The organism is Paractinoplanes toevensis, assembly GCF_018332695.1.
GTDB classification, from domain to species: domain Bacteria; phylum Actinomycetota; class Actinomycetes; order Mycobacteriales; family Micromonosporaceae; genus Actinoplanes; species Actinoplanes toevensis.
On the sequence record NZ_BOQN01000064.1, the window covers coordinates 66,386 to 85,371 of the forward strand.

18 protein-coding genes and 1 pseudogene are annotated in these 18,986 nt (G+C 68.3%); 14 read left to right on the top strand and 5 right to left on the bottom strand.

All coding sequences use genetic code 11. The annotated features are described in order from the left end of the window. Positions 1-169 precede the first annotated feature (169 nt). Positions 170-1,036 (top strand): SAM-dependent methyltransferase, encoded by an 867-nt coding sequence (locus tag Ato02nite_RS24885; RefSeq protein WP_213009026.1) that lies wholly within the window; start codon positions 170-172, stop codon positions 1,034-1,036. Positions 1,037-1,451: 415 nt separating this feature from the next. After that, the gene (locus Ato02nite_RS24890) at positions 1,452-1,739 is read left to right on the top strand and encodes a helix-turn-helix domain-containing protein (RefSeq protein ID WP_213009027.1); all 288 of its coding nucleotides are present in this window, start codon (positions 1,452-1,454) and stop codon (positions 1,737-1,739) included. On the opposite strand, the gene Ato02nite_RS24895 is transcribed toward Ato02nite_RS24890, so the two are convergent. Further along, complete coding sequence (locus tag Ato02nite_RS24895; protein WP_213009028.1) at positions 1,714-2,388, bottom strand: hypothetical protein; 675 nt, start codon at positions 2,386-2,388, stop codon at positions 1,714-1,716. The two genes, Ato02nite_RS24890 and Ato02nite_RS24895, sit on opposite strands and share 26 nt — an antisense overlap. Positions 2,389-2,574: 186 nt before the next feature. Between Ato02nite_RS24895 and Ato02nite_RS24900 the strand changes: the two genes are divergently transcribed. From Ato02nite_RS24900 to Ato02nite_RS24940, 9 genes are all read left to right on the top strand, one after another. Continuing rightward, the gene (locus tag Ato02nite_RS24900) at positions 2,575-3,168 is read left to right on the top strand and encodes a S8/S53 family peptidase (RefSeq protein WP_213009029.1); all 594 of its coding nucleotides are present in this window, start codon (positions 2,575-2,577) and stop codon (positions 3,166-3,168) included. Beyond that, positions 3,158-3,943: a L,D-transpeptidase gene (locus Ato02nite_RS24905; RefSeq protein ID WP_213009030.1), complete on the top strand. Its 786-nt coding sequence runs from the start codon at positions 3,158-3,160 to the stop codon at positions 3,941-3,943. The genes Ato02nite_RS24900 and Ato02nite_RS24905 overlap by 11 nt, the downstream gene beginning before the upstream one ends. 53 nt (positions 3,944-3,996) lie before the next feature. Further along, on the top strand, positions 3,997-4,638 hold the full coding sequence (locus Ato02nite_RS24910) for a hypothetical protein (protein ID WP_213009031.1): 642 nt from the start codon (positions 3,997-3,999) through the stop codon (positions 4,636-4,638). Between the two features lie 5 nt (positions 4,639-4,643). Continuing rightward, positions 4,644-5,309: a hypothetical protein gene (locus Ato02nite_RS24915; protein WP_213009032.1), complete on the top strand. Its 666-nt coding sequence runs from the start codon at positions 4,644-4,646 to the stop codon at positions 5,307-5,309. A 26-nt stretch (positions 5,310-5,335) separates the two neighbouring features. Further along, positions 5,336-7,108 (top strand): asparagine synthase-related protein, encoded by a 1,773-nt coding sequence (locus Ato02nite_RS24920; protein ID WP_213009033.1) that lies wholly within the window; start codon positions 5,336-5,338, stop codon positions 7,106-7,108. An 86-nt stretch (positions 7,109-7,194) separates the two neighbouring features. Next, entirely contained in the window at positions 7,195-8,454 is a 1,260-nt protein-coding gene (locus Ato02nite_RS24925; protein ID WP_213009034.1) for a cytochrome P450, read from the top strand. Positions 8,455-8,577: 123 nt separating this feature from the next. Next, a complete protein-coding gene (locus Ato02nite_RS24930) occupies positions 8,578-9,021 on the top strand; it encodes a hypothetical protein (protein WP_213009035.1) in 444 nt (147 codons plus the stop codon). Positions 9,022-9,137: 116 nt separating this feature from the next. After that, the gene (locus Ato02nite_RS24935; protein WP_213009036.1) at positions 9,138-10,403 is read left to right on the top strand and encodes an MFS transporter; all 1,266 of its coding nucleotides are present in this window, start codon (positions 9,138-9,140) and stop codon (positions 10,401-10,403) included. Next, on the top strand, positions 10,400-11,605 hold the full coding sequence (locus Ato02nite_RS24940) for a histidine decarboxylase (RefSeq protein WP_213009037.1): 1,206 nt from the start codon (positions 10,400-10,402) through the stop codon (positions 11,603-11,605). Before Ato02nite_RS24935 ends, Ato02nite_RS24940 begins: the two co-directional genes overlap by 4 nt. A gap of 193 nt (positions 11,606-11,798) precedes the next feature. Here Ato02nite_RS24940 and Ato02nite_RS24945 read toward each other — a convergent pair whose 3' ends face one another. From Ato02nite_RS24945 to Ato02nite_RS24955, 3 genes are all read right to left on the bottom strand, one after another. Continuing rightward, the gene (locus Ato02nite_RS24945; protein WP_246607386.1) at positions 11,799-12,167 is read right to left on the bottom strand and encodes a hypothetical protein; all 369 of its coding nucleotides are present in this window, start codon (positions 12,165-12,167) and stop codon (positions 11,799-11,801) included. A 252-nt stretch (positions 12,168-12,419) separates the two neighbouring features. Beyond that, positions 12,420-13,016, bottom strand: a complete 597-nt coding sequence (locus Ato02nite_RS24950) for an Imm21 family immunity protein (RefSeq protein WP_246607387.1) — start codon at positions 13,014-13,016, stop codon at positions 12,420-12,422. A gap of 313 nt (positions 13,017-13,329) precedes the next feature. Next, positions 13,330-14,448, bottom strand: coding sequence for an IS630 family transposase (locus tag Ato02nite_RS24955; RefSeq protein ID WP_246607388.1), 1,119 nt, complete (start codon positions 14,446-14,448; stop codon positions 13,330-13,332). A gap of 104 nt (positions 14,449-14,552) precedes the next feature. On the opposite strand from Ato02nite_RS24955, the pseudogene Ato02nite_RS53070 reads away from it, so the two are divergent. From Ato02nite_RS53070 to Ato02nite_RS24970, 3 genes and pseudogenes are all read left to right on the top strand, one after another. Beyond that, positions 14,553-15,056 (top strand): annotated as a pseudogene (locus Ato02nite_RS53070) (hypothetical protein); the annotation flags it as partial. Positions 15,057-15,160: 104 nt separating this feature from the next. Next, a complete protein-coding gene (locus tag Ato02nite_RS24965; protein ID WP_213009040.1) occupies positions 15,161-17,839 on the top strand; it encodes a CHAT domain-containing protein in 2,679 nt (892 codons plus the stop codon). Positions 17,840-17,856: 17 nt separating this feature from the next. Beyond that, positions 17,857-18,366 (top strand): trypco2 family protein, encoded by a 510-nt coding sequence (locus Ato02nite_RS24970; RefSeq protein WP_213009041.1) that lies wholly within the window; start codon positions 17,857-17,859, stop codon positions 18,364-18,366. On the opposite strand, the gene Ato02nite_RS24975 is transcribed toward Ato02nite_RS24970, so the two are convergent. Further along, positions 18,292-18,986 (bottom strand): ISAs1 family transposase (locus tag Ato02nite_RS24975; protein ID WP_246607389.1); only part of this gene is annotated, 695 nt, incomplete at its 5' end. The genes Ato02nite_RS24970 and Ato02nite_RS24975 overlap by 75 nt on opposite strands.

The following is an 18,986-nucleotide window of genomic DNA, read 5'->3' on the forward strand; positions in this document are numbered from 1 at the left end:
CGGACGTCCCTCTGGGCCCGGCAAGCGATTACCTACGTAGACGAATTTGCCTTCCTACGTAGATCGGCCGATGCGCGATGGCGAATAGATCCACAACAATGCGGCCAGGACTTCAGCACACCAGATGGCTGCTGGCTCTATGGGACGCGTCGGTGGAAGGACCGAGGGAATGACTACAGCGGTAACGCATGAGGAACAAGTCCGCCTGTTCTACAGTGACGGACCCGGCGGTGAAGGTGCCGGACAGGCCTATGTGAGCCTCATGGGCGACATCTGGCACCACGGCGACCGCGACGTCGAAAAGACGGGCGGGTCTGTCCGGGACGCGGCGCTCGCCATGCAGCAGCGCCTCACCAGGCTGGCCAGGATTCAGCCCGGCGATCGGGTGCTCGACTTCGGATCGGGGCCGGGCGGCGCCACGGTCGCCATGGCGAAGTCGACCGGTGCGAACTTCATCGGGGTGTCAAACACCGAATCGCTTAGCCAGCAGGCGAGGGCGTTGGCGACCGAGCACGGTCTGGACGCTCAGGTCAACTTCCTGACCCTTGGTGACCAGGACTACAAGACCCTACTGGCGTGGCCCGACTGCAGTTTCGACGCGGTCATCTTCCTGGAGTCGGTCTGCCATCTACCGGACAAGCAGGCATTCTTCACCGCGGCTTTCCGCGTATTGCGCCCTGGTGGCCGGCTTGTCGGACTGGACTGGATACAGCGCCCGTACGGCAGCTACCAGGCGCCGGAACAGATCGAGGAGATCATCGATCCGGTGTGTGAGTACATTCGGCTCGCCGGCCTCGGAACAGTGGAGTCCTACGCCGACATGATGCGCGCCGCCGGGTTCGAGGTCACCCATGCCGAGGACGAGTTCGCGGGCGAACCGTGCTGGGGATCGACGCCTCCGGCCGACCGCGAGCGGTGGCTGACTTACGACGGGCCGTCCGGCGAACTTTTCCAGGACGGAAAACGGGCACTCGATAGTGCCCGCCGCGCTGGCGTATTCAGCGTCGGCTGGTGGGCAGCAATCCGGACACGCTGACCTCACCAGCAAGAACGCAGCCCTCGATGAAGGCCACGTGGCCAGCGAGCGCTGAGAATGAACGACTTCCCGAGGTTGAGATCTCCTCATGAGATGACGAGCTCATCACCGGCGACGCATGAGCGACAGAGGTGATCAGGCTCCGGTGTTTTGACTGGTGGCACGCCTGATCGCCGCAATAGAAGCTAGCTGTCCGGCCGCTACGGCGGCCGGACTACCTCTTTTTCGGGACTGATCCGACAACACTCGTCGTCCGACTGGGACGCCACAAACGGGGGATGACCGATCGACGATGACTAAGCGGCCGAACTCGGAGCCTGCAACACCGCCCGATGGATTGCCATTCGGCCGTCGCCTGCGCCGAGCGCGCAAAGCGCGACGATGGTCACAGCTGGCACTCGCGCAACGGATGTTCGTGGTCGCAGCCGACTACGGCGGATCCGCGACCGTCGAAGCTCTCAAAGGCATGATCAGCAAATGGGAACGCGGCAAGAAGGGCGTCTCGCAGGAGAACGCGCACCTGCTGGCAGAGACGCTGGAAACGACCGTTGCCGCTCTCGGCGTGCCGGTAGATCCCGACTTCGTATGGCGCAAGAGCAGTCCGGCATCTCCGACGCGGCCCGCGGCCCGCCGCACAATCGACGGCAACGCGTCCCCGCAGCAGGGGCCCGGCCCGGTCAGACGTCCTCCGCCACGCCGGTAAGCATGCCGACCGTCCACGACACGGTGGCCGCGTAGTCGTAGATCGCCCCGGGGAAGACCTCAGGGACATCGACAGTCGGGTCGAGCGCGGCAGCAGCGCCCAGGTCGTCGTAGACGGCGGCATCGACTCCGTGCAGCTGATGCGTGATCACGTTGTTCAATCCGGCGTAGGAACGCCGGACGTCGGCATTGAGGTCGGCGACCTGTTGTTGCTCGTCCTGGTGGCGCGGTGTGAAAATCAGCCGAGGCAGATACAGGCCAGCCGCGGTGATGACGTCCGAAGGTTTCAACCTGCCGGCCGGGCACTCGGCATCAGTCACCTGCTCCCCCGCGATAACTTGGGCAGCGAGCTGCGAGGCGCACACCGCGTAAGCGGTCGCGGCTCGGGCCAGCGCGACCAGCGCCAGGGTGTGGAACCGATCCGTCGCCTCGGCGATGTCCGCGGCTGCTCGACTGACCTGGTCGCCGCGGCCTAACACCTGAAGATCGTCCTCGCGGGCATTGGCCTGCTGATCCAGCACGGCAGCCTGGTTGACGGCGGCCGCGGCAATATTGCAGGCCAGACCGTGGTCCACCAGCGCTTGGCGCACAGTTGCCGGCAGTGTGACACCCGCGTCCGCCGGCAGCACCTGCCGCACAATCACACTCATCCGCTGCTGACCCCCCGAGTCACAGCCGAGCGACGACTTCGCCGCGGCCTGCGCCCAGCCACGCCGAACGCAGCCGGAACCTTGCTCGCCTCGACCACGCCGGCCCTTGACCGGGACCACGCGGGACCACCGCAGACCACCGGAGCCAACTATCGACGACGTCGGCGGTGGCCGAGGGTCGAAGGCGTGAACGAGGTTTCCAGCACTGTAAACGAGTTCCCGAGCCGTGGTAACCAGCGGCCCGGCATAAGCATCGAGACATCGCGACAAGCGCCGACGTCTGTGCGCAGGTGTGCCGGCTGGACGCTGACGGTGATCGCGGCGCCTGACGGCGGGCCGAGCCTGCACGAAACCAAACCGCGCTGGCAGGCCATGGTGCCCGGCACATACCGGCGAGTGCCGGACGTGGCAGGACTGGCTGAACCGTTCACCGGCCTGTTGGTTGGCCAATCCAGTACCGGCTCATACCGGGCCAGCCCGGCTGGCGGCACCGGGTTGTCCACCCCGATCGTCGCCGCCCTAGCGGCGCTCGCCCAAGCCGACAGCGCACAACACATCGGGCTGTCCGCCCCACTGCTGTACAGCCGAGCTACGCCCGGTGAGCCGCTGGTCGAGGACGTCCGGCACGTCACCGCAGGCATCGTGAGCCGCCCGGCAACGACTGCCCGCCGGGGCAGCTACCTGGTGCGGGTCGACAGCGGCACGCAGCAGGCGGCGCCCGGCTGGGACCCAGTGACGGGCCTCGGCACGCCGGGGCGGAGGTTCCTCGATGCCGTCTGAGACTCCCGTCCGCCGCCCGGTCGAGGCCATTCTCACGGGCCTTGCCCGCGCCGGCTGCGGCCCGCTCCATGCCCTACTTACCCGGCTCGCCGGACGGACATGGGCATCGCGAACCTCGGCTCGTGGACCGCTGGGCGCCTACGTCGATGGTGCTGCGCTACCCGCGGCACGGCCGGCGAGCGTGCTGGCGGCAGCGCCACGGGACACGAACCGGTTGCACGGCGCCGCAGGCCTGATCGCCCATCCTCCCGTTGCGCTGGCGATGTTCGACCAGCCCGGCGGTCGGGCGTTCGCGCAGTTGCGGACCACGCTTGCCGGTGGTCAGGCGTGGCTGCCGGTCGTCGCTGAGCAAGCCGGCTGGATCCAAATTCTGCTGCCGTCGCAACCGGCCGGATCCGTCGGGTGGGTCGACGCGTCCCGGGTCACCCTGGCGCATAGCCGGCACGAGATCCGGATCCTGGTGACCGCGCGCCGCGTCCAGCTGGTCTTCGCGGGACGCATCACCAAGAGCTGGCCGGTCACCTGCGGAACCCCCGACACGCCGACCCCGCCGGGGCGGACCTTCGTGCTGGCGGTCACCCGTGACCCACGGCGCCGGCCGGACCCGATTGTGCTGCCTCTGGCAGTTGCCAGCAGACACGGCGGTTGCGGCATCGACGGCGTGATCGCCGTCCACACCGGGCCACCGCACGCCGGCTGCATCATCGTGCCGCCCGCCGCGCTTCCCGTACTGGCGCGGGCCCCGCTCGGCTCCCTGGTGCGCATCTACCCCTGACCCACCCGAACCCGGCCGAACCCCGGCCCTCACCGACCGAAGGACATCGCGTCATGAAGACTCTTCCGTTCGCCGCGCTCGCCGCGGCCCCGTTGTTTCTCGCCGGGATGCTGGTCGCGACGGCCACCCCGCCGCCGCACGGCCCGGACGCACCCTTGCGCCTGGCCGTGGTCGGAACCGACATCGCGGCTTCCCAGCGACTGCTGCCCCTGGCCGCCCTGGCACAAGCGCCGGCGGCTCTGGCGAAGTTCACCTCGTCGGCCATCGCCGCGAGCGAGAGCGAGGCGCGCAGCCAGGTGTCCGGGCTGACCGTGGCCGGCGGGTCGCTCCGCGCCGTGACGGTGAGCGTGCACTGCCGCAACGGCGCTGCGCGATCGCAGGTCACCGGCCTGCGAACAGGGTTGTCGAGGCAGGCTGCGGTGGTCGACGTGCGCCGCAAGAATCCCGATGGCTCCACCACCATCACCGGCCTGCGCCTACGGCTGCCCGCCGACGGCAGCCGCCCTGCGGTCATCGTGGACATCGCCGTGGCCACCTGCGCGTCAGCCCGCGACAAGCCCACCGTCGTCCTGCCCGGTCTACCCCCGGCGGTGCGCGAAGCACTGCTGCATAAGCCGCACCAGGACCGCGGTCACGCCACCGCCCGGCTGGCCACGATCACCGTCGGCTCGCCCGCGGCGAACGGCGGGTGCTGACCGCCATGACCGGATCCGCGCTACCGGACCCGACCGGCGAACGAGAAGACCGGCCCTTGCTGCTCGCACCGTCATCGGTGGTGCCGGTCAGCCGCGACGACGTGGCCGAGCTGGCCGGCCTGGCCACCGCGACGAGCATCGGCACCCCGGTCGCGCGGTGGCTGGTACCGGACCCGCGGCAGCGGCCCACCGTCCTGCGCGCCTGGAACCAGCTGCTGATCGAGCAGGCGCTGCGGCACGGCCGCATCGACCTGCTCGCCGACCGCAGCGCCGTGGCGGTCTGGATCGACCGGACCGGGCCAGGGCCCGGCCTGCAGCGGTCGCTGCGCCAGTTGACCGCCTCCTGCGGCAAGCACGCGATCACCCTGCTCGGCTATCACCACCTGCTGCGCCAGCACCGGCCGGCCGCCGTCCACCTGGAACTGGCCGTCTTGACCGGCACCCACCGTGGCGGGCTGGCCGGCCTGCTTAACCACCGCCACAGCCGCCTCGACCCGGCCGGCATTGCCGCCCACGCCATCGCGGGCAGCCCCGCCCAACGCGACCTGTTCGCTGCGGCCGGCTACCAGGCCGGTCAGCCGCTGCGCCCGGGCGCAGGTTTGCAGCTGTGGCCGATGTGGCGCCCCGCCGACACCTCCCGCATCCGTCCCGGCGCCCCGGCGCGGGCCTGACCGCCCAGAAGTAGAAGGACCTCGTCATGGCGATCTCCGGATGGGTCAACGCCCCCACCGACCTGCGCGACGAAACCCCCACCTTCACGGCAATGACCACCGCGGCCGGGCCGGTGCCGGCCAGCCCGATGCTGCTGCGGCTCGGCCGCGCCGCCGGCTTCTGCTGCCAGGGCCCGCAGACCGGCTACGCGGACTGGCGGCACCCCGAACGACCCGACCCCGACGTCGCCGTGGCGATAGAAGGCCGGCTGTCCAACCGCGACATCCTGCTCGACCGGCTCGGGCAGCGGCGCATCCACGCGTGCGACGCCGACCTGCTGCTGCACGCCTACCGCCAGTGGGGGCAATTCCTGGTCGACCGGATCGACGGTGTCTACGCCATCGCCATCTGGGACCAGCTGCGCCGGCAACTGCTGCTGATCCGCGACCCGCTCGGCGTCAAAACCTGGTTCTACCAGCCGCTACGCGACGGCAGCCTGGCGTTCGCCACCAAGGTCCGCGGACTGCTCGCCCACCCGGGCGTCGATCCGGTCGTCACCAGCGACGGCCTCAACGAGCTGATCACCCTCGGCCCGGCCCGCACCCCCGGGCACGCGATCGTGCACGGCACGCACGAGGTGCTGCCCGGACACCTCACCCAAGTCATCCCCGGCCGCGTCCGCAGCCAGCGGCACTTCCACTGGCAGGCCGAAGCACCCGATCCCGGCGTCGACGAGACGGCGGCCGCCGGGATGGTGCGGCGCACCCTGGCCGAGGCCACCGCCCCGCTGCGCACCGAGCCGGCCCGTGCGGTGCTGCTGTCCGGCGGCATCGCCTCGGCGGCGGCTGCCGCCTTCACCGCCCCGCACCCGTCGGCCGACCGGCGGCCTGCCGCGTACACCCTGACCCTGGCCGGGCCGTGGGGCCTGCCGCCAGGCGTCGGCGCGGACGTCACCGCCGCCGCCCGTATCGCCCGGCACCTCCGCCTCGATCACCGCCTGGTCGCCGCGAGCGCCGACCAGCTGATCGACATGGCCGCCGCCACCCGCCGCATCCTCGACCTGCCCGGCGACGCCACCCTGGACGCCGCCCTGTTCACCCTGCTGCGCCAGGCCGCCGGCGCCGGCGGGCCCATCGTCACCGGTGACGGTGCCGACGCCATCTTCGGCTGGGCGTCACCGGCGTCTGAGGCCACCGGCCTGCCCTGGCAGCGCTATGACACCGCACCGATGGACCTGCTGACGGCCGAGGCCCGCCTGCACCTGCTGCCCACCGCCTACGTCAAACGGCGTCTCGACGACGCGGCCGCCACCATCCCGGCCCCCGCCGATCTGAGCGACGCCCGGCGGGCGTGGCACCGCGACGCCTACCTCACCCTGACCCACCGGCTGCCCGCCCAGCTGCGGCGCCTCGACGAACTCGCCGCCGCCCTCGGCTTGAGCGTGCACAGCCCGCTCGCCGACTGGCTGCTCACCCAGCACACCCTGCGCATGCCCCACCCGGTACGGCACCTGCGCGGTGTCCGCCTCGGACTGCTGCGGCACACCGTCGCCGATCTGCTGCCCGCCAGCGTCACCTGGCTACCTGGCCGCACCTTCCCCGGCGCGCATCTGCTGCCGGGCTGGCGTGCGAACCACCGCGACCGGATGCTCGCCGTCCTGGCCGACGCGTCGCAGCCCCTGCAACCACTGCTCGACCCCGCCCAGATTCACCCGCTGCTCGCGCGGACTCCTGAGCCCATCCACGGCCGGCACAGCGCTGTGGCCTACCTGCTGGAGATCAACGCCTGGCTCGCCAGGCACCGCATCCGCCTCACCTGACCCCACAACGCCCCCGGCACACGGCCCGGTGACGCGCTCGGCACCGCACACCCACATGCCGCCTGATTCGCGAAGGAAATCCTGTTATGCGATTCGCACCGTTCGGCACCCAGTACACATCAGAGCCCGCCGAAACTTGGCAGCGCATCCTGGCCGGTGGGCACGCCGTCAGCCACGACCCCGAACTCGGGTTGTGGCTGATCACCGGACACGACACCGTCCGGGGTGTCCTGGCCGACACCACACGGTTCTCCAACGCCGCCACCCTGGCCCCAGTCATGCCGGTCAGCGCCGAAGCCGGCCACGTACTCGCCGCGTTCGACGCCCCGGCCGTCACCACCACCGCCGACGGGCCGCAGCATGCCCGCATCCGCGCTGTGCTGCGCGGCATCTTCCCCACCACCGCGGCCCGCGCCGAGCTTGCCTGGGGTGCACTGGTCGCTCGCCGCGCCGACCAACTCGCCGGCGACATCGCCGCTGCCGAGGCGACGGACCTGATGCCGGCGGCGATCCGCTTCTCGCTGCACGTCATCACCGACGTCCTCGTTCTTCCCACCGACCAGGCCGGCGACCTGCACGCGTGGACGGACGCGTTCGCCCGCCTCGTCTGGGCCCATCACCCCGAGACCCAGGTCGACGACGCCCACGAGGCCCTCGCGCTGTGGCACCTGTGCTCGGACACGGTCACCGCCCGCGCACAGGCCGGCGGAGGATACGGGCCGGGCGTCATCGGAGACCTGCTGCGCTACCGGGGAGGCGATGACGCCCGCCTGAGCGTGCCCGAAGCGGCGGCGATCGTGCTCACCATCGCCGGAGCCGGCTGGGAAACCACCGCCGGAGCGCTCGGCCACGCTCTCGAACACGCCCTGATCGAGCCCGGCCGGTGGACCCGGCTGGGGTATGACGAACACGCCCTGGCCACTCATGTCGAGGAAACCCTGCGGCACAGCCCTGCCATCGACGGGTGGCTACGCGTCACCACCACCGACGTCGACGTGGACGGCACCCTTATCCCGGCCGGTAGCCGGTGTCTGCTGCTGATCGGCGCCGCCAACCACGACCCCGCCCAGTTCGCACAGCCCAGGGTCTTCAATCCCGGTCGCGCCCGTCTCGGGCAGCATCTCGCCTTCGGCGCCGGAGCGCATTACTGCATCGGTGCCGCCCTGGCCCGCCTGGAACTGAGCACCGCGCTGCGCACCCTCGCCCGCCGCCTGCCAGCCCTGGCGCTCGCCGGTGGATACCGGCGCCAGTACAAGCCGAGCGTCGCGCTGCGCCAGCACACCACAATGCCCGCCACCACCGGCGGCGGCCCCGACCGCCACAGCGCACCGGCCGCCCGGCCATGACCCCGCACTCCCTGGCTGTCCCGGCCCGCGGACCGCCGTGGCGGCGGGCTGCAGACCCCCGCGGCGGCACCTGTCCGCCGCCGCTTCCCAAAGAGCCGATCTCCGCCTTCCAAGGAGTACCTGATGACGAAAACGTTCACCCGCGTGGTCGCTGTCGCCGCCGCCGCGCTGGGCCTGACCCTCACCGCCGCCACACCGGCACTGGCCAGCGCGGACAAGTGCAAGGGCGACGCGTTCGAAAGCTGCGTCGCGGTCAACGGCACTGGCCTGCACGTCAACTGGATCAAAAGCCGCGTGGGGTTGTACTCGAAAACGTGCCGGTACGGCCATAGCCAAGTGCTGATAAATGGCGACCACTTCGCCGACTCGAACGGCGGCCGGGACAAGAACTACTGCTCCACATCCGTCTGGGGCGCCGAGGTCACCACCGGCCAGTGGAACGAGAACCGCAACTACGGACGCGGCGCCAAGATCTGCTCGAAGTTCTGGTGGAACAACGGTGCCACCGGGCCGGGCACGGTCAACGGCTACACCAGCTTCGGCACCGCCTGCGCCACTGTCGGTTGACCACGGCTGGCCTGATCGGCCGGTGATGCCGCCGGCATCACCGGCCCCGGCGCCAATCGCAGGCGGCGCCGCGCCGATGTCCCTCGACTTTCTCGCCTTCTCCGCGGAGATTCCCCATGACCACCGCTGTACACCACGACACCGACACCGACATCGACCGCGACGTACTACGGCGCTACCGGATCGCCATCAGCATCATGTTCGCCATCGCCGGCATGACCATCGGCACCTGGACCGCGCGGATCCCCGCCATCCAGCACAACATCAAAATGGGCGACAGCAAACTCAGCATCTGCCTGCTCATCCTCGCCGCGGGAGGACTGGCCGGCATGCGCGCCGCCGGCCGGCTCATCGACCGCCACGGCAGCACCACCGTCATGATCCCACCCGCCCTCGTCCTCGGCGGCGCACTCATGATCGCCGCGCACGCCCCGACCTGGACAACCCTCGCCGCCGCCCTGGCCGGCTTCGGGATCCTGCACGGCACCCTCAACGTCGGCATGAACGCCGCCGCCGTCGCCTGCCAGACCGCCTACCAGCGGCCGATCATGACGTCCTTTCACGCCCTCTTCAGCCTCGGCGGTGTCGCCGGCGCCGCCCTTTCGGCCGCCTGCGCGCACGTCGGCCTCGGCGTCACCGACGCCTTCGCCGGCATCGCAGTGGCCTGCACCGCAGCCGCCGGCTGGGCCGTCCACCGGCTCATTCCCGCACCGGCCGCCACGACCAGCAGCCAGCAGACGACAGCAAGCGCCGCCGCTGCGCCGGCGCAACGGCGGCCACGCACGCGGATCCTGCTGCTCGGCCTGCTCGCCTTCAGCGCACTGATCAGTGAAGGCGCCGCCGCCGACTGGAGCAGCACCTACCTCACCCGCATCGGTGCTTCGCAAGCCATGGCAGCTGCCGCGTACGCCGCCTTCGCCGCCTGCATGACCATCGGCCGGCTCACCGGCGACCGTCTCACCGCCGCCATCGCGCCCGCCGCGCTGCTGCGCTGCTGCGGTCTGACCGCCGGGATCGGTCTCGCCGTCGGCCTCATCGGCGGCACACCCGGCGCCGCGATCATCGGCTTCGGCTGCCTCGGCGCCGGACTGTCCTGCGTCGTCCCCCTGCTCTACTCCGCCGCAGGGAACCTCGACCCCGCGCGCCCCGGCGCCGCACTCTCACGCGTGGCCGCGCTCGGCTACCTCGGCTACGTCACCGGACCCGCGATCATCGGCGGCGCCGCCACGCACGTCGGCCTCGGCAACGCGCTGCTCATCCTTCCCGCCCTCGCCATGCTGCTGGTCGCCGCCGCGCCGGTCGTCCACCGCAGCCGCGGCCGCCACCGACCGACGCGATCACGCGTCCGCAGGCCGCTTCAACCCGCGGGGATGACGACATGATCAATCACGTCGACCAGCAAGCGCGGCGTAGTTGCCCTCCGGAGGTTCCTGAAGTGGCCTTCCGCGCGCCGCCGGGCAGCGAAGCCGTCGACCATCTGCCCCCCACTCCGACGCTGCACCCGGGATTGGTTGCCATCCTCGACCGGCTCACCGTCGCAGCGCCTACAAACATCGGCTTCCCGGCCGCGGTGGACATCGACTATCGGCCACTCGCCCCGTTCCTCCGATACATGATCAACAACGTCGGAAGTCCAGCCGAAGACACGACCTACCCGGCACACGCCAAAGACCTCGAGCGCGATGTGCTCGCCTGGTTCGCCACATTGTTCCGCGCACCAGCCGGCTGGACCGGCTACATGACCAGCGGTGGAACAGAAGGCACCATGAGCGGCCTGCTCCACGCCCGGACCGCGTACCCCCGCGCCACCATCTACGCCTCCAGCTCATGCCACTACAGCGTGCCGAAAATCTGCGGGTTGCTCGGCATGCCAATGGTGCAGATCCCGGCCGGCCCTCGCGGGCATCTCGACTGCGAGATCCTCCGACGCGAGGCAGCACGCCGCCGGGGCCAGCCCGCCATCGTGGTCGCCACCATCGGCACCACCATGACCGAAGCCGTCGACGACGTACCCCGCGTACACGCTGCCCTCAACGCCGCGGGCATCCGACAACGGTGGATCCACGCCGACGCAGCCCTCGCCGGGATACCGCTCGCCCTCACCGGCAGGCACGACTTCGACCTCGCACCCGGCGGCGCCGACAGCCTTTCCATATCGGGACATAAATGGTGGGGAACACCGATCCCGTGCGGTGTCACCCTCACCAGACGCCCACAGCACCGGCCAGGGCAGCGCGTCGACTACATCGGCAGCCGCGACACCACCATCACCGGCTCACGGGCCGGCCTTGCCGCCCTCATGCTCTGGCACGCCATCACCCGGCACGACCCCGCCGGCCACCGCCTTCGCGTCGATCGCGCCCGCGACGCCGCCAACTACGCCCGCCGGAGTCTCGCCGTCGTCGGCTGGGAATGCTGGCGAAACCCGGACGCCCTCACGGTCATGCTCAGACCGTTACCTAAACCACTGAGACCGCGCTGGCCACTTCCCATCGAGCAGGGCTGGAGTCACCTCATCTGCATGCCTGGCACCGGCCGGGAGCAGATCGACTCCCTCGTCAAAGAACTTGGTGGCTGCGGATGAGGCCCCGACTGAGTCGAACTCCTCCTGAAGCTCAAGTCAGCCACCAGGCGCGATCGACGGGAGATCCGGGTGCTCCTACCGGCACTCGGACTCCTGGCCTCGTACTCTTGATCGTGCCGGCGGGCGCTGTACCCGCAACCGCCCGTCGGCCGCCGTACCGGGCGACGCGCATTGTCTGCGGCAAATGAGTGCGTCAGGTTTCGTCAGCCGTAGGGCGAAGGCGATTCCACTGCGGGTCGAAGCAGACGAGGCCCCTGTCGGCGGCCATGCGAGCACATACCGCCGAGACTTCGTCGGCCATGCTATAGCGCATAGCGAAGTAAATGATTGGTCCCGAGGCCTCATTGATGAGCGGTCCGGCGGACCAGGGGCTGCTGTCGTTTTCGTCTGCCGTCAGGTCGACCCACGTGGCGAGCAGGGCGGCGACATATTCGCGTATCGCCGGCGTTGGTGGGGTCGCGCCCGGGGATTCGATGAACTGGCTGTACAACTGCTCGAACGCCTGGCCCGCCTCAAGGTCCGCAGGACATTCGCCCTCCCAGACCGCGAGGTCGTACGACATGTCATCTCGCTCTCGATCACGCACCAGCAGGCTCGAGAAAGATCTTACCGATCTCTTGCCGGTTTAGGCGGACCACCTGACCTGCCTTCGGCAGTAGAGCGCCGGCGTTGCAGGCAACGTCGCCGCAACCGTCCGTCGGCTCAGTCTGAGCGACCAGCCCATGAGACGAGCCGGCTCCGTCTCACGCACTATCGGCTACTTGAGTGCACATGATCTTGAGTTCTCATGCAGTCGCTCCTGATCCACACCTTTTCAGGGCGACGTCAATTGGACCAAGCCCACCCACGTGTTCTCATTCGCCCAGCGATAGGTCGCACGAACGCGCCAGACGGCCGCCGGTATTGAGATGAGGGCATGATCTGGTTTACCTCCGTCTGGATACGGGATTCCCAGTTCGCTCCCGGCGTTGACTGAGTCCATCAGCACGGCCGGACCGTCCGTCTCCCACTCGCCGCATTCCTCCCATACGGTGGCGGGATCGGCGAGAACAGTATCCGCGGCGTTGAAGAGATCGGCCTGGGAGTCAGCTGCCAGCCACCGGAGAAAGGCTCGACGCTCCGGCAGATAGCACGTCATGGCCGGCTCGTCCGCCAAGACAAGTCCCTGTCTGCCACGTTCTCCGACGGCAAGCATCCCGGCCAGGCCGTCAATCTCGCACGCGCGGTCATAGTCGTCGCGGACGTCGCCGCCTGCCACGACCAGCCCGGACTCCAGGCAACCGTGCCAGTCGGCCAGCGCCGACGCCGGGACCACGATCAGTGGCCCGCCCAGGGAGTTGACCCAGGTCGGGACGGGCGACAGCGCACCGTCGGCCAGGCTCGATCGAGCGTCTAACAACCCAGCCTCCAAGATCGTTCGGCCAACTGTAGGAAGATAGGGCACCCCATCCCAGCCGCAGGGAGCACGCGCCATGCTCCCGACAGGTCCAGCAGGCGGGAGCCTCCAGACCTCGTCCGCATGCTAGGCGCAGCGGCCAGTAGCCGATCGGACAGCGGCAAATCCGGATGGCGGCGTCTCGACTATCGTCCTTTCGTGATAGTCAAGTGGATCACGTGTCGGACAGTGGACCAGGCTGCATTCGGACGTGGCCAGCAAGTTTTGGACTGGCCTTCGCGGCATTCCTGGGCTAGTGCCGTGACCACGAACCTTTGAGGTGTTGGGGTCAGGCTGCGAGGGTGGCGGGTTGGCCCCAGCGTCGTTGGCGTTCGCTGCGGATACGGGCTCGTTCGCGGCGTTGGGCGGTCAGGACGTCGGGGTGGCGGGCGTTCGCATTGCGCCAGCGCAGGTATCGGTGCAGGTGGCGAGTCAGCGCGGGGTGGTTGGGGTGGTTCGAGCCGGCGATGACGAAGGTGCGTAGCGGCCCGAACTGGGCCTCGATCGGGTTGGCCCAGGAGGCGTAGGTCGGGGTGAAACACAGCTCGACCTTGTTACGGGCTGCCCACGCCCGGATCGTCTTGCCTTTGTGTGCGGACAGGTTGTCGAGGATGACGTAGATCGGTGCCCCGTCCGGTCTCGCCCGGCGGATCGATGTGAGCGCGGCCAGGGTGTTCGCGGCGCCCTTGCGCCGGTTGACGACGCCCCACAGCTGGTCGTCGCCGACGCTGTAGCAGCCGTGGAACTGCCGGACGCCGTGCAGCTTGTGATAGTTCGCCGGCAGTCGATGCGGATGACCTTTGGGCGCCCAGCCGGAGCCGGCCTGCGGACGGATCACGAGGGGCCCGAACTCGTCGAACGCGAACACCCGCTGGGGAAAGTTGCTGGTCACATGATCGATACGGGCCAGTTTCACGTCTCGCTGCGGGTCGTTCGACTCCTTCCACGTCTTGGTCCGCTGGAAGCTGATCTGGTGCTTGAACAGCAGCTGCCGCAGCCGTTCCCGCCCGATACAGATCGACCGGGCGGCCAGCGTGCTGAGGTGCTCGGCGAGCTTACGGACGCTCCACCGGGTGAAAGGCCGCCCCAACGCTTCAGGGCGGGTGTTGGCCGTCGCGACGATGAACTGCTCGTCATCGCTACTGATCAGGCGGGGACGGCCACCCGCCCACCGAGGGTCCAGGCTGGCCATGCCCATCTCGTTGAACCGGTGGATGACCTGCCGGATCGTGTCCTCGTCCGCCTGGACCAGACGGGCGATCGCCGGCACGGTGTTCCCGCCGGCCGAGGCGAGGACCACCATGGCCCGCCGTAATCGGATCGGTGAACCCGTGCCTCGACGGGTGATACGCAGCAGTAGTTGACCTTCCTGGTCACTGAGCCGCCGCACACGTACAGGATCTGCCACCACCACAGCCTGACCCCCGACACACCGCCCGGCCGTCAGCTTGGCGGCGTGTCATCCAACACCGTGAACGTTCATGGTCACGGCACTAGTGCAGTGGCTGGAGCAGGAACGCGGCCGGCATCGGGCAGATCTTCGGGTTCTGGAGCGGTCGCTCCAGCTACCTGGAGTTCATGGGCGGCGGGCATGACCGTATCGCCGCCGCTCAAGTAGGCACCTGCGATGAGATTCGGGTACGCGTCCTGGATCAGATTCTCACCGTCGGCGCCGACCTCCTTGTCGGCCTGTCCGTGGCGTCGTTGCTACGGCTCGCGCATTGCCATGTGCGAGAGCATAGCCAGGCCCACTTCGTCCAGGCTCAGGCCGAGGTATGGAACCCTGGGATGACAGGAGCACCGGGCATGTGCGGCGGCGTCTTCGCGCAGAACGGTGAGTCGGAGTTCCTGGCCCTGTCCGCATGGCGAACAGTCGGCGACCACCAGCTATACCTGGATGAACGCTTCGGTCAGTTGCGTGAGAAGGCGGAGCTAGCATCTGAATCTGCCGACGGCCGTCGTGCATGTCTGAGCGGTCCAGGTGCCAGGTTCGATATCCGGCCTCATGGGACATAGTGACGCGCGACCCCTGCACCTGGGGGATTGCGTGCCGGTCACGGCCTTTGTTGTGCTGTAGGTCTTCAACCGGCGCCAGCTCCATGGCAGACCGAGAGGCAGTCATGACTTCCTACCCGGTGGTACGCACTGAGTTCTTGAAGGACGTCCCGGGTCGCGGCCTTCTCGGGCTGGGCAAGAAGCGGCGTGATGTCGAGCAGCTACCGAAAGCCGGCACCCATGAGGTTTGGGTGTTACGGGTAGAGGGACGCTACATCGTTGGCCGCGGTGAGTTCCGTACTGACGACGAGAACTTGGTCCGGGCCGATTGCGCCTCGCTGGTCAACGTCAGCAGCGGCATGCCGGTCACCGTCGAGATGACCATCCCGTCGGCCGAGGCCATCAACTTCACCATGCGGATCACCTTCGCGTGCACGGTGACCGACGCGGCCCAGGTGGTCCGGGAAAATGTGCAGGCCTCCGCGTCGATCCTGGCCTACCTACAACGGGACAGCAAACTGGGACATCTCGCGCTCAACCTGCGTATGAGTGACCTCGACCAGTTGCGGCGCGAGGCCACCGCGCGGATCCGCGCCTACACCGAGGTCAAGCCGCCGGGTGTGCACGGCCTGGACCTGCGGTTCCTCGGCGTGGAGGTGCTGACCCCGCAGAACCTGCACCAGTTCGAGAAGAAGCGCCGTGAGGCCGAGGCCGAGCGCCGGCTGGCGTGGCAGCGCACCGGCGACAGCCAGGACGCCGAGCGGCATACGCAGGGGCTTGCCGGTCACCGTCGCGGTGGCGGGCACGCCGCCGAAGAGGCGGATCAGGAGCAAGCCCACGATCGAGCGGTCATCGAACAGAGCAGGCTCCGGGCCGAGCAGCTCAAGCTCGCGCGGCGGGAGGTCGAGTTCGCCTTCGACGCGTTCGGCGGCGACCCTGAGAAGGCGATGATCTTCGCGCAGGCTCAGGGCGAGATCGACGCCAAGGAGCTGGCCGAGCGCATGGCGGAGGTCGAGCGCGACCGCGTCGAGTACAACCACCGGCTGGACGAGCTCGACCGCGAGGAAGCGGGCCGACGGCAGATGGAACCCGAAATCCTGCGCGCCGAGCGGGAGCAAGCGCTGGAAAGCCGCCGCGAGGGCCGCGAGGACCGGCAGGAGATACTCGACATGCAGTTGGACGTCCTGCGCGAGCTAGCCAAGCGCGGCCACCTCGACATGATCAACGTCAATGTCGAAAAGCTCGTTTCCGACATCTATGGCAGTGGAGAACAGACGGTCACCCGACCCCATCACGATGCGCTGCCCGAGTCCACATCCGCACCTGGCTCGTCGGCCGAGCGGGATGAACACACCGATACCGTGACGGCTGGAATGCCACCCCACGAACCACGAAACCTGGTCGCCGAAGCACCCAGTCAGGTAGCGATAAACGCCGCTATGAGCGTCGTTATCAGCATCCGACGGGAATACCACCAGAGTGACCCCGGGTCAGCTGTCGCCTCCCTGAGAAATCTGGTTGTCGCGCCCGGAGGAACCGCAGTCACAGTGACCGTTCACCCTACCCCCAGTCTGCAAGTCGTTGGGCAACAGCAGCTAACCATGCTGGTTACGCCGGGTGGCGACCCGGATCCTGGCCGGTTCGAGATCGTAGCCCGCGACACCGGTCTGCATCGGATGGACCTGAAGGCATGGGCTGGCGGATCATTCCTGGCAAGCCTCTCGATCGAAGTCGCCGTCACCAAGTCAGGGGCACAGGGTCCTGCGCTCTCGAGGGCGGCAGAACTGCATACCGACAGAGCCAGACCGGGCGAAGCAACGATGGAGGTCCGTTACGCCGGAGACCACTACCAGTTCCAACTTCGTTCGGAGCTGGCCCTCTTCCCGCCCGTAGTCATGCCTGCGGGCCGGCGCGCTGACACTGCGATCGAACAGGCACTCAACACCATGCGACAACTCGCCGTGGGCACCAGGCACCACGACGAGGTCACCGTGCGTCGCCTGCTGCGGGCGAGCGGCGTACGGCTCTGGAAAGAGATGGTACCCGAAGTGATCCGCGAGCAGTTCTGGCAGATCCGGTCGCACATCACCGCACTCACCATAGCCACCGACTACGATGTCATACCGTGGGAGATCCTGTATCCGCTCGATCATGGCCATGATGACGGATTCCTCGTCGAGCGCATCCCAGTGGTCCGGCTCACCTACGGTCAGTTCCGTTCGCCTCGGCTAGCGATTCGGGATCCGCATTTCATCGTTCCATCTCAAGGACCACACAACGTGGCAGCGGAGATTGCGGCTATACGAGACATAGTCGGCGGCGGGGAGCCTATTACCAGAATAAGTGCCTTCCTCGAGATTCTCGAATCGGGCCGCATGGGAGCCGCTCACTTCGCCTGTCACAACGCGTTCGATCACGACGGCTCACGCATCGAAATGGACGACGGAAGCCTGGAACCGTGGATGCTGAGCAGCGCCCAAGCCAGCAGGTCGCTGGCCACCACCCAGCCGGTGGTATTCATTAATGCATGCCGCAGTGCTGGCGTCGCGCCCAGCTATACCAACATGGTGGGATGGGCGCAGCAATTTATGAACTCGGGCGCAGGAGCCTTTGTCGGAACTCTCTGGGCTGTCCGATCCACCAGCTCCGCCGACTTCGCCACTGCCTTTTATCAGAGCCTCACCGACGGTCTATCACTCGGCGAGGCTGCCCGTGCGGCACGCACCGCGAAACGCGACGATCTGCTTGACCCGACCTGGCTGGCCTACACCGTCCATGGCGACCCGTTCGCCGTGGCAATCTGAAAGGAATTGCTTTGGCAATGGAGGTCGCTGACTATACGGTGCCCATCGGTGAGCTCATCGATGCTGTGAAGGGCGCCATCAAGGCTGCGAATATTTCAGCAGCAAGCCCTGACAGTGCTGTTCGAGTCGGACTGGTGCGTCTGACGATGAACGCCGTCGCAACGGACCAGGTCGGCGGAGGAGTCGACTTTCGTATCCCCGTCATAGGCTGGAGGCTCAAGGCGGGGGTCACTCGGGCTTCGCAGCGGACTCACACCATCGAGATCACACTTCAGCCGAAAGGTCGCGCGCCGAGATTCGAGGTGCGAGACCAGGCCGTGGAGGAGGCACTCGTCCGCGCCATAGACACGATCCGGTTCGCGATCAACACCGCGGCCGGCGGGGACGATCCGTTCGCGCTTGAGAGTGGCATCATCGAGTTGGTGTTCGGTGTAACCGACAAGGGCACCATCTCAGTCGGCGCGGAGGCGGAACTTCGCGACGAAGTCACCCACAAGCTCAGGCTCGAGTTGACGCCCGGCGACTGAGGCGTCGGCTACAACGCGCCCAGGACGCGTGAGACCAGGGTCATTGCGTTGTCGGGTGACTAGCTGGTCACTGCGGTGATGAGGTCGTGTGAGCGGGCTGGCTTGACGGGTTGCGCGGGCGATGTTGGTGGCGCCGGCGGTTCGGTGCCAGCCGATTGCGGTGTTACGCAGGGTCGCGATGACTGCGGGTCCGTTGGCCGTCCGGGCTTGGTGTTGGTCTTCACGGAATGTCACGTCTTTGACGTGGTGCAGGCGGTTTTCGATGTGCCAGTGCCGGCGGATCCAAGCCTGAAGGTCGACTGGCAGGGCCTGCCCAGCGGGTAGTGAGACGGTCAGGTAGGCCGCTTCACGGCTGGTTCTGCCTCCGACGATGCGGGTGCGGGTGATCCGGACGGCCTGCTGCGCGTGCGGGAAGCCGATGCCGCCGGGCGTGGTGACGGTGACGGCTTTGACGGTGCGGGTCTCCCGGCGGCCGTGACCGCGGTCGCGGGTCCGGTTCCCGGCGGGGATCTGGGCCCAGGGCAGGCGTTTGAGTTGTCTGAACAGGGTCGGCTGGTTGCTTCGACCTGCACGAGCAGGTGCGCCCCGCGGCGGGCGACCTAGGGAGTGTTTGGTAAGTC

Bases quoted from the DNA above. Each gene is read 5' to 3' on its own strand.
- Ato02nite_RS24885 (WP_213009026.1), top strand. From the start codon at position 170: ATGACTACAGCGGTAACGCATGAGGAACAAGTCCGCCTGTTCTACAGT.
- Ato02nite_RS24895 (WP_213009028.1), bottom strand. From the start codon at position 2,388: ATGAGTGTGATTGTGCGGCAGGTGCTGCCGGCGGACGCGGGTGTCACA.
- Ato02nite_RS24905 (WP_213009030.1), top strand. From the start codon at position 3,158: ATGCCGTCTGAGACTCCCGTCCGCCGCCCGGTCGAGGCCATTCTCACG.
- Ato02nite_RS24910 (WP_213009031.1), top strand. From the start codon at position 3,997: ATGAAGACTCTTCCGTTCGCCGCGCTCGCCGCGGCCCCGTTGTTTCTC.
- Ato02nite_RS24915 (WP_213009032.1), top strand. From the start codon at position 4,644: ATGACCGGATCCGCGCTACCGGACCCGACCGGCGAACGAGAAGACCGG.
- Ato02nite_RS24920 (WP_213009033.1), top strand. From the start codon at position 5,336: ATGGCGATCTCCGGATGGGTCAACGCCCCCACCGACCTGCGCGACGAA.
- Ato02nite_RS24925 (WP_213009034.1), top strand. From the start codon at position 7,195: ATGCGATTCGCACCGTTCGGCACCCAGTACACATCAGAGCCCGCCGAA.
- Ato02nite_RS24930 (WP_213009035.1), top strand. From the start codon at position 8,578: ATGACGAAAACGTTCACCCGCGTGGTCGCTGTCGCCGCCGCCGCGCTG.
- Ato02nite_RS24935 (WP_213009036.1), top strand. From the start codon at position 9,138: ATGACCACCGCTGTACACCACGACACCGACACCGACATCGACCGCGAC.
- Ato02nite_RS24940 (WP_213009037.1), top strand. From the start codon at position 10,400: ATGATCAATCACGTCGACCAGCAAGCGCGGCGTAGTTGCCCTCCGGAG.
- Ato02nite_RS24945 (WP_246607386.1), bottom strand. From the start codon at position 12,167: ATGTCGTACGACCTCGCGGTCTGGGAGGGCGAATGTCCTGCGGACCTT.
- Ato02nite_RS24965 (WP_213009040.1), top strand. From the start codon at position 15,161: ATGACTTCCTACCCGGTGGTACGCACTGAGTTCTTGAAGGACGTCCCG.
- Ato02nite_RS24970 (WP_213009041.1), top strand. From the start codon at position 17,857: ATGGAGGTCGCTGACTATACGGTGCCCATCGGTGAGCTCATCGATGCT.